General features: G+C 45.5%; 13 protein-coding genes. 10 read left to right on the top strand and 3 right to left on the bottom strand.

Annotated elements, in window-relative coordinates; all coding sequences use genetic code 11:
- The first annotated feature begins 52 nt into the window (after positions 1-52).
- The 7 genes from C7R56_RS03770 to coaBC all read left to right on the top strand — a co-directional run bounded on the left by C7R56_RS03770 (position 53) and on the right by coaBC (position 6,784).
- Positions 53-994, top strand: coding sequence for an aspartate carbamoyltransferase catalytic subunit (locus C7R56_RS03770; protein ID WP_107995256.1), 942 nt, complete (start codon positions 53-55; stop codon positions 992-994).
- A 29-nt stretch (positions 995-1,023) separates the two neighbouring features.
- The gene (locus C7R56_RS03765; RefSeq protein ID WP_107995255.1) at positions 1,024-2,301 is read left to right on the top strand and encodes a dihydroorotase; all 1,278 of its coding nucleotides are present in this window, start codon (positions 1,024-1,026) and stop codon (positions 2,299-2,301) included.
- Between the two features lie 89 nt (positions 2,302-2,390).
- Positions 2,391-3,044 (top strand): YczE/YyaS/YitT family protein, encoded by a 654-nt coding sequence (locus C7R56_RS03760; protein ID WP_159072149.1) that lies wholly within the window; start codon positions 2,391-2,393, stop codon positions 3,042-3,044.
- A 120-nt stretch (positions 3,045-3,164) separates the two neighbouring features.
- The gene (nrdH, locus tag C7R56_RS03755; RefSeq protein WP_068559518.1) at positions 3,165-3,404 is read left to right on the top strand and encodes a glutaredoxin-like protein NrdH; all 240 of its coding nucleotides are present in this window, start codon (positions 3,165-3,167) and stop codon (positions 3,402-3,404) included.
- Positions 3,405-3,541: 137 nt separating this feature from the next.
- Positions 3,542-3,958, top strand: a complete 417-nt coding sequence (locus tag C7R56_RS03750; RefSeq protein ID WP_107995253.1) for an OsmC family protein — start codon at positions 3,542-3,544, stop codon at positions 3,956-3,958.
- A gap of 102 nt (positions 3,959-4,060) precedes the next feature.
- On the top strand, positions 4,061-5,539 hold the full coding sequence (locus C7R56_RS03745) for a phosphate:AMP phosphotransferase (RefSeq protein ID WP_107995252.1): 1,479 nt from the start codon (positions 4,061-4,063) through the stop codon (positions 5,537-5,539).
- A gap of 24 nt (positions 5,540-5,563) precedes the next feature.
- The gene (gene coaBC / locus C7R56_RS03740; RefSeq protein WP_107995251.1) at positions 5,564-6,784 is read left to right on the top strand and encodes a bifunctional phosphopantothenoylcysteine decarboxylase/phosphopantothenate--cysteine ligase CoaBC; all 1,221 of its coding nucleotides are present in this window, start codon (positions 5,564-5,566) and stop codon (positions 6,782-6,784) included.
- A gap of 638 nt (positions 6,785-7,422) precedes the next feature.
- Here the strand turns inward: coaBC and C7R56_RS03735 are convergent.
- Both C7R56_RS03735 and C7R56_RS03730 read right to left on the bottom strand, forming a co-directional pair.
- Positions 7,423-7,806 (bottom strand): hypothetical protein, encoded by a 384-nt coding sequence (locus tag C7R56_RS03735; protein WP_107995250.1) that lies wholly within the window; start codon positions 7,804-7,806, stop codon positions 7,423-7,425.
- A gap of 170 nt (positions 7,807-7,976) precedes the next feature.
- Positions 7,977-8,531 (bottom strand): redoxin domain-containing protein, encoded by a 555-nt coding sequence (locus tag C7R56_RS03730; protein WP_159072148.1) that lies wholly within the window; start codon positions 8,529-8,531, stop codon positions 7,977-7,979.
- Between the two features lie 276 nt (positions 8,532-8,807).
- Here C7R56_RS03730 and C7R56_RS03725 point away from each other — a divergent pair, with 276 nt between their 5' ends.
- The gene (locus tag C7R56_RS03725; RefSeq protein ID WP_199902975.1) at positions 8,808-9,941 is read left to right on the top strand and encodes a hypothetical protein; all 1,134 of its coding nucleotides are present in this window, start codon (positions 8,808-8,810) and stop codon (positions 9,939-9,941) included.
- Between the two features lie 13 nt (positions 9,942-9,954).
- On the top strand, positions 9,955-10,632 hold the full coding sequence (locus C7R56_RS03720) for a PspA/IM30 family protein (protein ID WP_107995248.1): 678 nt from the start codon (positions 9,955-9,957) through the stop codon (positions 10,630-10,632).
- Between the two features lie 158 nt (positions 10,633-10,790).
- Here the strand turns inward: C7R56_RS03720 and C7R56_RS03715 are convergent, their stop codons facing one another.
- A complete protein-coding gene (locus tag C7R56_RS03715; protein WP_107995247.1) occupies positions 10,791-11,342 on the bottom strand; it encodes a tyrosine-type recombinase/integrase in 552 nt (183 codons plus the stop codon).
- A 366-nt stretch (positions 11,343-11,708) separates the two neighbouring features.
- Here C7R56_RS03715 and C7R56_RS03710 point away from each other — a divergent pair, with 366 nt between their 5' ends.
- Positions 11,709-12,677, top strand: a complete 969-nt coding sequence (locus C7R56_RS03710; RefSeq protein WP_234402567.1) for a DUF1002 domain-containing protein — start codon at positions 11,709-11,711, stop codon at positions 12,675-12,677.
- Positions 12,678-12,755 lie beyond the last annotated feature (78 nt).

The raw sequence follows: 12,755 nt of genomic DNA, 5'->3' as shown, positions 1-12,755 counted from the left end.
CTTCGGGTTCTTTTTGCCTCCATTCACAAAAAACTAATTGGAGGGCTTTAAAATGATGCAGACAACAAATCAGATTGCATTAAAAAACTTTGTAAGTGTCGAGGAACTCACGAATTTGGAAATCATGTCCCTGATCCTGCGTGCATCCGAATTCAAAAACGGCGTCCTCCCAGATCGAAATTTGACGGAGGGCATCTACGCTTCAAACTTGTTTTTCGAGAACAGCACACGCACACACAAAAGTTTCGAAATGGCGGAACACAAGTTGGGGATGCAAGTCATCGGCTTTGACACTTCGACTAGCAGCGTCAGCAAAGGCGAAACACTGTATGACACAGTCCTGACTTTGTCGGCGATCGGCGTGGATGTGGTCGTTATCCGCCACAGCGCGGAAGCCTACTACAAAGAGTTGATCGAAAGCCCGGGCGTTACAGCTTCCGTCGTGAATGGTGGAGACGGTGCCGGCCAGCATCCGAGCCAATGCTTGCTGGACTTATTGACGATCTATGAAGAATTCCATACTTTCAGCGGAGTGAAGGTAGCCATCTGCGGCGACTTGTCGCACTCACGTGTAGCCAAAACAAACATGCAGATGCTGCAACGACTTGGAGCGACAGTCTATTTCACGGGTCCTAAAGAATGGTACGATCCTACTTTTGATCAATACGGCACGCATGTGGAAATCGATGACATCATCGGAGAAGTCGATGTCATGATGCTGCTCCGCGTCCAGACGGAACGCCATGGCGGAAAAGCAATGCGCTATACAAAAGCAGAGTATCTCGATCAATTCGGACTTACAGTCGCACGCGAAGCCCGTATGAAGGAATCAGCCATCATCATGCATCCAGCTCCTGTCAACCGCGACGTGGAATTGGCAGACAGCCTAGTGGAATGCCGCCGCTCACGGATCTTGACGCAGATGAAGAATGGCGTCTTTGCGAGAATGGCCATATTGGAAGCCATCGTAAACGGAAGAACAACGAACGTATAATCATAAAAATTCACCAGTGGAGGGATCACATGTCAGTTTGGATAAAAAATGCGAAAATGTTGGGTCAAAAAGAGGAACTTATTCCTGTAGAGATATATGTGAAAGACGATAAAATTGCCGCAATCGGCCAGGATCTGCAAGGAACAGCTGCGGATGCAACAGTCATCGATGCCAAGGGCGGTCTGGTAACTCCCGGATTGATCGACGTGCACGTGCATTTGCGTGAACCAGGCTTCACTTATAAAGAGACGATCGAAACAGGAACACAGGCAGCCGCTCGCGGAGGTTTCACGACAGTCTGCGCAATGCCGAACCTGAATCCAGTTCCGGATACGGCTGATAAATTCGCTGCTATCCAACAACTGATTAAAGACACAGCTATCATCAAAGTCAAACAGTATGCGCCCATCACCGAGAATTTGCGCAGTGACGTCTTGACCGATCAGAAGCAATTGTTGGAAGCTGGCGCTTTCGCCTTCACCAACGACGGTGTGGGAGTCCAAACAGCCGGAACGATGTATTTGGCAATGCAAGAAGCCGCAAAGAATAATGTCGCGCTTGTTGCGCATACAGAAGACGACTCGCTGTTGTTTGGAGGCGTGATGCATAAAGGCACCCGTTCCGACGAATTGGATTTGCCGGGAATCTTGAGCGTGACGGAATCGATCCAAATCGCCCGCGACGTGCTTTTGGCGGAAGCAACAGGTTGTCATTACCATGTCTGCCATGTTTCCACGAAAGAGAGCGTACGCGTCATCCGTGATGCCAAACGCGCTGGGATCCATGTCACTGCCGAAGTCGCACCGCATCACTTGATTCTGATAGATGGTTCCATCCCGACGGATACTGCCATCTACAAAATGAACCCGCCGTTGCGTGGAGCTGAGGACCGTGCAGCCTTGATCGAGGGCTTGTTGGACGGCACGATCGACTGCATTGCAACTGATCACGCACCGCACGGCGAAGAAGAAAAACAAGGCGGCATGGTAGGCGCTCCATTCGGCATCGTAGGCATCGAGACAGCTTTCCAACTGATGTACTCCAACTTCGTTTTGGGCGGCGTTTTCACTTTGAAACAACTGGTTGATTGGATGACCGTCAAGCCTGCTGCACTGTTCGGCATGGAATCAGGAACACTGGATATCGGATCCCAAGCGGATATCGCCATATTCAACTTAGATAACGAATACGAAATCCGCAGCGAAGATTTCCTTTCGAAAGCTACAAATACGCCATTCACCGGCTGGAAAGTCAAAGGCGAAACGCTTTATACACTAGTGGACGGCAAAGTCGTCTACTCAAAATAAATAGATGATCCGGAGTAAGCAACGAATTGCAATTCGTTGCTTATTTCTTTATAATGACAAGGCAGAATAATGAATGGACAGGTGAAAAAATGAGGAAACATTTAAAGAACATGCTATTGGTCATCGTAGCGGTAATCATAACCGCTATCGGAGCAAGCGTAACAGTAAAAGCCAATGTCGGCGTGGGTGCCTACGAAGCCCTTAACATGAGCATCAGCCAACTTTCCGGCATCAAAATCGGAACACTGGCGATTATACTGAATATCATATGTGTAGTGATCCAATGGTTTTTGATGAAAAAAGATTTTTCACTGAGACAATTATTTCAGATTCCTGTCACATTGATCCTCGGCCAAGTGATGAACCTGATGCTTTACACGGTATTTTCAAGCGTGACGATCGACCATTACTGGGTGAAAATCGCGATGGTCATTTTAGGGGGCATTATAGCAGCAATCGGTGTCGGATCAATGATGGCCTTGAATTACATCAATATGCCTTTGGAGGGCGCTTGTATGGCCTTCAGTAGCCGCTTTGGCTTCAACTTTGGAAAAGTGCGCCAAATAGTCGATATTTTGTTGATCGCATCCGCATTACTGATCGCATTTTCTACCGACACCCCTATTACGGTGCGTGAAGGGACCATCATCAGCATGCTTTTCTTCCCGCCAAGTATGAATTTCGTTTATGAAAAACTCAAAGCATCGGCCGCTGCACAAGAACTTTCCATCGATCTGGACTGATTATTTCCGCTCTGAATCACTATATATGGTTTGTTTTTTACAAAATAATACTGTATGATGTATCCATAAGCTTTATTCGAAAAGAGAATTCTTATCGGATAACCAATGGAGGAAACTATCATGTCTAACAAGAATGTCACAGTATATACAAAACCGAATTGCATGCAGTGCAATTTCACAAAGAAATTTTTGGATGATAACAGCATCCGTTATGAAATCAAAGACATTCAGGAATCCGAAGTGGCCTTGGCCGAAGTCAAAGAATTGGGTTTCCAATCTTTGCCGGTAGTCGTCTTTGATGGCGTTGAGCCATTTTTCGGCTTCAGACCTGATCTGCTTGAACAGTTGATCACGGCTTAATTTCGCAACATCCGACAGCACCAGATTTCCCTTTAGGGGACATCCGGTGCTGTTTTTTTCAGCCAAATGCGGTGAATCATGTTAAGATATAGGAAAGCAAAAACAATATCCGCGGTTAGAAAGGGGACATATTTGTTATGAATAAATCGTTATACCATACGGAAGTAATCAATGATCAAGGATTGAACGGGACTGCCTCCGTTTCGGATGGAGAATCCCTGCAAACATCAGATCCATTGAAGGATTTAGCCGGCTTCAATCCGGAACAACTATTCGGATTATCATGGTCAACTTGCTTGAATGCGACCATCGAAGCCTTACTGAAGGCGAGGGGAGCCGCGGCCAGAAGCAAAGCCGAAGTTCATGTAGATTTCTGCAGGGAAGCAGATGGCAAAGGTTTTTATTTCGATTTAAAGGCATTTATTTCGGTCGAAGGCATGGAGTTTGCAGACGTCGAGAAACTTGCGCAATCCGCCCATAAACGCTGTCCTGTTTCAAAAATCATCGGTGACTACAATCATGTCACGCTGGAAGTAGTCCCGTACGCGGAATAAAGGGCTTCAAACCCGTTGCTTCAATCAGCAGCTAAACCGTATCCCTTTGTTCCAGTCTGTTTTATGATAAAATAGTGAAAAGCAGAAAAGGTGGCGTAGCGTATGTTAAAAGATTTTGATTTTGACAAAAAAGACACGACATTATCCAGCACAAAAAGGTCTGAACTCGGCAGTGAATTGGCTGCTTTGCAAAGAAAACTGGTCAATAGCGATTCATCCATGTTAATCATCGTCGATGGCTGGGAGTCCTCAGGTAAAGGGCATATATTGAAGGACCTGACGAGGGAATTGGATCCGCGTTATTTCGAAGTAAGTGTCTTTGATGACGCGCTGGACGATGATGCAGATCATCCTTTTTTATGGCGCTTCGCGAGGGATTTGCCCGGAAAAGGCAGAATAGCTTTTTTTGATCGCAGTTTCTATTCTGAACTCATGAACGATTTGAAAGTGAAAAATGAACGCTTGGAACATCATCTTGGCTATATCAGCTTTCTGGAACGCATGTTGGTTGCCGATAACACAATCGTCCTGAAACTGTTTTTGCACCACTCGGAAAAAACGATGGAAAAACGGATTGAGAAGTTGAAAGGCGATCCGTACAGAGAGTTTCTGATCACGAAAGACGATGAAAAACAACTCAACAAATACAATAAATATTTGAAACACTTTGATAAAATATTGGAAATGACCAGTTTCGAGGCGTCACCGTGGCACGTGCTCTCATCAGAGGATTTGAAAGATGCTTCCCGAGAAGCGATAAGCATTGCAAGCAGCACTTTGAAGAGCCACCTTGAGCAAACCGAAAAGAAACCACCAGTGCCGATTCGTTCCGGCCTGAAGGAAAAGCCACTAGCCAAAGTCGATTTGAAAGCTGCAATAACAGAAGAAGAGTATGAAGCTCAGCTTGCGAAACTGCAGGAAGAAGCAAGTGAATTGGTATACGAAATGTGGTTGAAAAAGATACCGTGTGTCCTGGTATTCGAAGGGACGGATGCTGCCGGTAAGGGCGGAGCAATAAGCCGCTTGACAAGATTGATCGATCCCCGCAGTTATGACGTCGCCACGACAGCAGCACCTACGGAAAATGAGAGCCGTTATAACTATCTTTGGCGCTTCTATCAGACATTACCGATAAAAGGGAAGATGACCATCTATGATAGAAGCTGGTACGGCCGTGTACTGGTGGAACGGGTGGAAGGCTTCACGCCAGAGCATCGATGGGCCGCTGCCTATGAAGAAATCAATGAAATGGAACATAATTTGGCCCACGATGGTTTGTTGATCATCAAATTCCTGATTGTGATAGATAAAGAAGAGCAAAAGAAACGCTTCAAAGACCGGGAAAACGATCCGGAAAAAAACTACAAACTGACCGATGAAGATTGGCGGAATCATGAAAAATTCGAGCAATACGAAAAAGCGATGAACGAAATGGTCGCCAGAACGGACACGAAAGATGCTCCGTGGATTATTGTCGAAGGGACTCAGAAAGAATATGCCCGCATCAAAGTGTTGAAAGAATTCATCAGCCGGGCAAGAGCCTTCATCGCTATCCAAGAGGGCAAAAAGCAAGGAAAATAGTCGAATGTAAGCGGGGCGTATAATTTGTTAACAAACAAGAGAGTAACCATCTATGTAACGGGCGGCATTGCAGTCTATAAAGCAGCCGATCTCGTCAGAAAATTTATCAAAGCGGGCGCCGTAGTTAAAGTCGCGATGACCGCTTCAGCTCAGGAATTCGTCACACCGTTGACTTTTCAAGTATTGAGCAAGCATGACGTATATACAGACACCTTCGATGAAAAAGATGCGCAGTTCGTCAGTCATATCCATTTAGCTGACTGGACTGAGCTTGCCGTCGTAGCGCCGGCAACAGCAAACATCATCGCAAAAATGGCGAACGGCATTGCCGATGATTTTGTGTCGACTGCGCTATTGGCGACGACGGCTCCAAGGCTAATCGTTCCTGCCATGAACCAGCATATGCTGGAGAATCCGGCTACGGTCCGGAATATGGAAGCTCTGAAAAGTTATGGTTATGAAATCATGGAACCTGACACGGGCTTTTTGGCTGAAGGCTACGAAGGCAAAGGGCGCATGCCTGAACCGGAAAATATTGTTGAAGCAGCGCAGCTGATCGTTTTGAATAATGCCAAAGAACTACCTTTGAAAGGCAAAAAGGTGCTCATCACAGCAGGTGGGACGAAGGAGCGCATAGACCCGGTCAGATTCATAACCAATGATTCTTCCGGAAAGATGGGCTACAGTTTGGCGAAAGCTGCCCGTGACTTAGGTGCTGAAGTGACATTGGTCACCGCAACGAACCTGTTGCCGATTCCTTTCGGGGTCGAATCTATATCCGTGCAATCGTCCAAAGAGATGGAATCAGCAGTTTTAGATAAATTTCACAATATCGATATGGTCATCATGGCAGCGGCTGTATCAGATTACAGACCAAAAATGCAAGCAACAGTCAAAATCAAGAAAACCAATGAGGATTTGACCCTGGTGTTAGAGAAAACGACGGATATCTTGGCTGAACTTGGAAAAAGAAAAACGGATCAATTTTTGATCGGTTTTGCGGCTGAAACGCATGAAGTCGAACATTATGCGCTGGATAAGCTGAAACGCAAAAACGCTGATATGATCGTAGCAAATGACGTTTCAAAAGAATATGCAGGATTCAATAAAGACACAAACGAAGTGATCATTTACCAAGTGGATAAAGAACCAATCCAAATTTCGGTGAGATCAAAAGATTTAATTGCTGAAGAAATATTGTATGCAGCCATCGAATCGATGCATGATGAAGGCGGATCAAACTAAGTCGTAAAAACAAAAAAAAAAACATAATGTAGCAAAATTGCGAAAATAGTTATTATTTCGCAATTTTGCTATTTTTTCATGGTGCGGTTAGGTTAAATTTGATTATTGCGGTTTCTTATAACTTCTATATATAACTTCGTATAATATATATTATGTAAACTAGAATATGGAATTTTTACAGTTGGGCTTTAGATCGGCCGTAACCCCCTGTTTTTCAAGGGTTTGTCGGTCCAAATTCACCTCAGGTTATCGACTCACAATTATCGCTTATTATTCATGCCTATCTGTTAGATTCAATGTAATTAAGGGTTATTCAAGCCATATATGCTGGCGATCCAACAAAATAATTAGTTGGACAGTCAGCTAATACAAGCATTTATGGATTACATTGACACGAACATAATCAGATCGCGTTGTAGATAATTATTGTTGAAAGACCAGCTGATTCAAGTTATTGATCCACGATTAAAGGAATCTTAAGGCACAGGAAGGTTTGCAATGGGATTCGGGTCATTCGACGGAATGATGAGATTTTTCATATATAGCTGAGCCTAAATATAAATAGGCTTATCTGAGCTGAATAACCGGAATAAAATCCCGCCAGAATCACAGATAAGCCAGATCATACATCATAATTGTCAATCGAAATATTCAAAAAGCTTTTCTTTGACTTCATCAAGGAATTCCAAATCTGACGCAACAGGATTTTCGATTTCCAGCAAGGTGAGATAATCATCCGTATCCACGCTGTTGATAACCAGTTCGGCTAAAGAACCATGGGGAAATTTATTCATGCGAATGTCGAGCCCAGCTTCCAGATAAGCACGATTACAACCTGAATAGGACTGAAGCTTTCTGATTAAATCATCATAATTCACGTTTTTTCTTTGCTCCGTGATGATTTCTTCCATGAAGGTCAGAATATCTTGTTCCGTTTGACTCTTGTATTCCGGAGTCACCCTTTCTTTCAGAACCAGCAAAAACTGCTCCAATTTCAACCTGTTGACTGTTACGTTTTTCATGGTCATTCACTCCTCACTCCAAACAGGCTACCAGTGTCGTTTACACCTATATATTACCACCATGGAAGCTGATTGGACGAATGATAGCATTTGGAGGATAGGCAACAAAAAAGCGAATGCGCCCTTTTCTTCTTTCAGGAAATGGACGCATTCGCTTCTATTTTTTTATTTTAGCTTCTTACAGGCACCGCCTGCAGCATTTGGTACAATTCTGATGGAGATGGCACGTCGCTTATGTTTTCAGAGTAATGGCTCAAAACAACTTGCCCTTTTCTATCGAGGACAATGCTCGCTTGCAGTTGCAGTTCATTTCCCTCAAAACGTTGACACTCGATCCCATAGTATTCGAATTCCAGCAGTTTTTCTTCGGAAACGCCGTAAACAAGATCGCGCATGGATTCCGAAGAAGGGATTTCAAAGTGTTCATACACGGACTGCTCTGGGTCTGCTATGACCGTAAATGGTATTTTCATTTTCGCTGTTCTTTCTGCAACGGCAGCTTCTGCACCTTGGATCACCATCATGATCTCGATCCCCTGATCTTTGAGGAATTGATAGGCATCACGGTATTTAAGCATATCCAGTTGACTCATGCCGCACCCCAGATGTCTAAGGAAAATCACCGCAGTGAAATCGCGTTGCAGCTGAGATCGAAAACTTTGACAATTTCCATTCTTCGTCAAAAATAAAAAATCTTCTATTTCTGTTCCTTCGGTCAACTTCACTTGGCCCACCCCTTTCGCTTTTCCCCGCACCAGGTTGTTTCTGATGCAATTTTCCGTTCAATTACACAATTTGTTGACTCTATGTAAGAATATCTTACCGTTTCTTTCAGATTTTGTCGATGATATTGTTACATTATTCGTCAGAAAATCTGACATATCTTTTTCTGAGGGCTGTAAGTGTTATCATATTTATCCAATGGCTTTAAATTGACAGCGCTTACTCACTGTGATAGATTGACTTTGATGAGGCGAACAAGCACTCAAGGAGGTGTATGTATGGCAAGAGGAGGCGGTGGCGGATCACGGGGCGGTGGTGGTTCTTTCGGCGGAAGCCGTGGTGGCGGAGGCCGCAGTAGCGGCGGTCGCGGCAGTTCTTTTGGCGGTGGCTCTTTCGGCAGCAGCAAAGGCGGTCGTGGAGGCGGTGGCGGATCTTTTGGAAGTGGCGGGTTTAATATCCCCCGATCCGGTTCAAGTGGTTCGATTTTCCGAAGCGGCCCTATTATTAGAGGGCCATCTTCCGGTGGGCCAAATTATTCCGGAGGAAGTCCCAGAGGTGCTCCAGGCTGCGGTTTAGGTTGTGGAACGATCGCATTGGTACTGATCATTCTGGCTGTGGTGTTCGGTTTGATTTTCTCTTTCAGCACAGGTTCTTCGCTTTCCGGTTCGAGTGGGAACAATGAAATCACCCTTTCTACAGTGGAACGGGAGCCCCTTCCGGATGGTTCAGTCACCGAAACGGATTATTACACAGATACGATTGGTTGGATCGGAAACCGTTCTGAATTGACCTCAGGAATGAAACATTTCTACGAACAAACCGGTGTGCAACCCCACCTATTCTTGGCGGATGACATAAATGGTTCCACAAATCCTTCATTGGAGGATTTGGAAAACTTCGCAAACGAAAAATATGACGAACTTTTTGCGGACGAAGCCCATCTGTTGCTGGTATTCTTCGAATACCAGTCCGGCATGTACATGGATTATTATGTGGTCGGCACGCAGGCTGCCACTGTCATCGATACAGAGGCTGGAGATGTCTTGCTTGATTACATCGATTCCTACTATTATGATGACAATAAAACGGATGAAGAATTTTTCAGCGACGCATTCCGGGATTCAGCTGATCGCATCATGAAAGTAACGCGTTCCCCATGGATTGCTGTTCTGATTGTGTTCGGAGTCATCATCCTGTTCGCCCTCCTGTTCTTATGGTGGCGGCATGCCAAAAAGCAGAAGAATCTGGAAGCGCAGCAAACGGAAGACATACTTAAGACGCCGTTGGATACGTTTGGCAATACAGAGGCGGATGAATTGACGAAAAAATATGATGCCGCTGTCCCGCAGCAAGTCGATACCAGCCCTACCCCGCAGGCAGAAGACGAACCCCAGGAAGACACGACCCCATAAGGAGGAAACAGAAATGGCAATACTAGAGAGATTCTCGGATATCATCAGTGCGAACATCAATGCTATGATCGACAAAATGGAAAATCCGGCAAAAATGATCGACCAATACCTGCGCGACATGATGGAAGATTTGGCTGAAGTGAAAAGAAGCACGGCCGGTGTCATGGCCGAAGAGACTCGGACCAAGCGATTGGTCGATGAAAACCAGGCCGAAGTCATCAAATACACGGATTACGCCAAAAAAGCCTTAGAAGCCGGCAATGAAAATGATGCCCGCATCTTCCTGACCAAAAAGCAGGAATTGGAAAATGTCGGTTCAGGATTAGCGACTTCATATGCTTCAGCACATGAGAATGCCGTCAAGATGCGCCAGATGCACGATAAACTGGCAACCGACATCGAAACGCTCAAATCTCGCCGCGAAATGATCAAATCCAAGATAGCGGTCGCCAAAACGCAGGAGACTCTGAACAAAGCGACGGATTCCATTGCCAGCACGAAAGGTGCCATGAGTTCCTTTGAACGTATGGAAGAAAAAGCCGACAAAATGTTGGATCAGGCGAATGCGATGTCCGAGCTGAACATGAAGCCGATCGATGAAGCGAAAGCGCTGGAAGAAAAATATGCGAGCCAAGGATCGGCATCTGTAGAAGAGGAGCTTGAGAAAATGAAAAAAGATATGGGCGTGTAATCCCATTCCAAATTTATGAAAAGTGCACCCTGCCCGTTTTCGATGGCAAGGTGCATTTTTTGCTTGTTTTGCGGAAACGCATTTTGAGGCGATTTCAAATGGAAAGACGTACCGACCATCACGAAACTATCTCAAAACGCGTTATTTTTTTGAACGTGTTAAAACCCGAAATCGACCCGCTTGTATACGTTGTTGATGTTCTCTTGGGTGATGTCGATATAGCGGAGTGTGACCGCCTGCGAAGAATGCTGAAAGATTGTTTGGAGCAAGGAAATGTCCACACCCTGCTTGTAGGAGTGATAGCCGAAGCTCTTCCTAAGCGAGTGGGCGCTCAACGTGATGCCGATCATATCTCCGGCATGCGCGATGATGCGGTGGGCCTGTGTACGCTTGATATGGCTGTTCCTGTCGGCGTTGGAATAGAACAAATAATCAGCTGTAGCTAGCCCTTCCCTTTCCACATAATCCGAAATGGATTGTTTCAAGCGGTCATGGATGGCCAGTTCTTTCTTCTTGCTCGTTTTCATCTCGACGATCTGATACGACTCTTTCCCCAGCACTTGCCCTACTTTCACGTTCAGGATGTCGCTGATGCGCAATCCGGTCCGGATGGCGTACTCCAGCAGCAGGCGATTTTTGGAATATGGCGGATAAACATCCATCAATGTTTGGATTTGGCTGATGTCTTTGATTGCGTGGGTGGTATTCACTGAAATGTCCTCTTGTTTCCTCTATTTTGTGCCCTCCGATATCCGGGGCTTTTCGGATGATTTCGATAAAAAAAGCATACCATTTTGATGTTGATAAATCAACGTTTTATGAGGAACACAATTATACATGTGTTCCTTCTTTCAGCGTCTAAACCCATAATTTAGCAAGCTGCAGAAACGGCTTTTCAGACGATTTCGGGCATGATTGCGGCCAACTGTGCGTGAAACGGCGCGACAGGCTCATCTTAGGGAATGCTTTGACTTTGCGTCGCGGAAGCTTCATAATTAATTAAAGAAATCATAATACATTTCGTAGGTTATCTTTGATACAATGCAAGCATGCTACGAAAGAAAGAAGGTTTAATCATGAAACTGAAGAAATTTATTACAGTGGGTCTGGCTTCATTTACCTTGTTGGGAATTACCGCTCCGGCAGCGTTCGCCGATAAAGTCGCAATCGAACCGATCTTCACTTACGGCGAGAGCCTGAATGCCGCCCAACTGGAGGAAACCAGAGAAACACTGGGAGTAGCCGAGGGGACGAACGAGTTGATCGTGGCAGTCAATGAATTGAATGGCTTGCTGCAGGATGATTATCCTTATAGCCAAGTCTATTCCAGTACGTACATCACGCCTGCCGACAGCGATGGTGCTGTTTCGGTGGAAATCCTGACTCCTGAAACCATCACTGCCATCACGGAGGCGCAATACAAGAATGCAGCCATCACAGCTGGTGCAGTGGATGTGGACATCAAGGTAGCATCCGCCGTCACAGTTGACGGATCCGGTGCATTGGCCGGAGTTTACAAAGCCTTTGCTGATTCAGGGAACACACTGGACGCAGCGGCTGTTGAGGTCGCCCAGGAAGAATTGGCTGTCACTTCTGCAGTAACCGAGGAAAACGAAGCCAATAGCGGCTATTCGGATGAATTGATGAACGCGGCGATCGTGGAAATGAAACAGGATATCCAAGAAGCGAAGGATGCCAACAACGGCAACATCAGCGCTGACGACATCCGCCAAATTGTTGAGGATGTGCTGAAGAACTATAACCTTGACAGCATCCTTTCCGCGGACAACATCACGAACATCCAGAATCTGATGATCAATTTTGGCGACATCAATCTGACAACTGAGCAAAAAGAACAAATCGCCGCTTTTGGTGAAGAGCTACAGGCGACGGGCGGAGAATTGTTCGAGCAAGCAAAAACGGCTTGGAGCAATGTCGATCAGGAACAACTGAAGGAAGACAGCATGGGCATCTGGGAATCCATCGTCCAATTCTTCACGAACCTATTCGGCGGGAATGACAGCACAACGACTGAAACCGAATAACCCAAGCTTTACCAGCTGCATAATGAAGAAGCCTCCCTTTCTGATTTTATCGAAAGGAAGGCTTCTCTCTATTTATGG

Origin of the sequence: Trichococcus paludicola (assembly GCF_003052295.1) — a bacterium.
Taxonomy (GTDB): domain Bacteria; phylum Bacillota; class Bacilli; order Lactobacillales; family Aerococcaceae; genus Trichococcus; species Trichococcus paludicola.
This window is presented reverse-complemented; position numbering and strand designations above follow the sequence as displayed.

Excerpts from the sequence above, each read along its gene's own strand:
- C7R56_RS03720 (WP_107995248.1), top strand. The coding sequence starts at position 9,955 with ATGGCAATACTAGAGAGATTCTCGGATATCATCAGTGCGAACATCAAT.
- C7R56_RS03745 (WP_107995252.1), top strand. The coding sequence starts at position 4,061 with ATGTTAAAAGATTTTGATTTTGACAAAAAAGACACGACATTATCCAGC.
- C7R56_RS03760 (WP_159072149.1), top strand. The coding sequence starts at position 2,391 with ATGAGGAAACATTTAAAGAACATGCTATTGGTCATCGTAGCGGTAATC.
- C7R56_RS03765 (WP_107995255.1), top strand. The coding sequence starts at position 1,024 with ATGTCAGTTTGGATAAAAAATGCGAAAATGTTGGGTCAAAAAGAGGAA.
- C7R56_RS03750 (WP_107995253.1), top strand. The coding sequence starts at position 3,542 with ATGAATAAATCGTTATACCATACGGAAGTAATCAATGATCAAGGATTG.
- C7R56_RS03735 (WP_107995250.1), bottom strand. The coding sequence starts at position 7,806 with ATGAAAAACGTAACAGTCAACAGGTTGAAATTGGAGCAGTTTTTGCTG.
- C7R56_RS03770 (WP_107995256.1), top strand. The coding sequence starts at position 53 with ATGATGCAGACAACAAATCAGATTGCATTAAAAAACTTTGTAAGTGTC.
- nrdH (WP_068559518.1), top strand. The coding sequence starts at position 3,165 with ATGTCTAACAAGAATGTCACAGTATATACAAAACCGAATTGCATGCAG.
- C7R56_RS03710 (WP_234402567.1), top strand. The coding sequence starts at position 11,709 with ATGAAACTGAAGAAATTTATTACAGTGGGTCTGGCTTCATTTACCTTG.
- C7R56_RS03725 (WP_199902975.1), top strand. The coding sequence starts at position 8,808 with ATGGCAAGAGGAGGCGGTGGCGGATCACGGGGCGGTGGTGGTTCTTTC.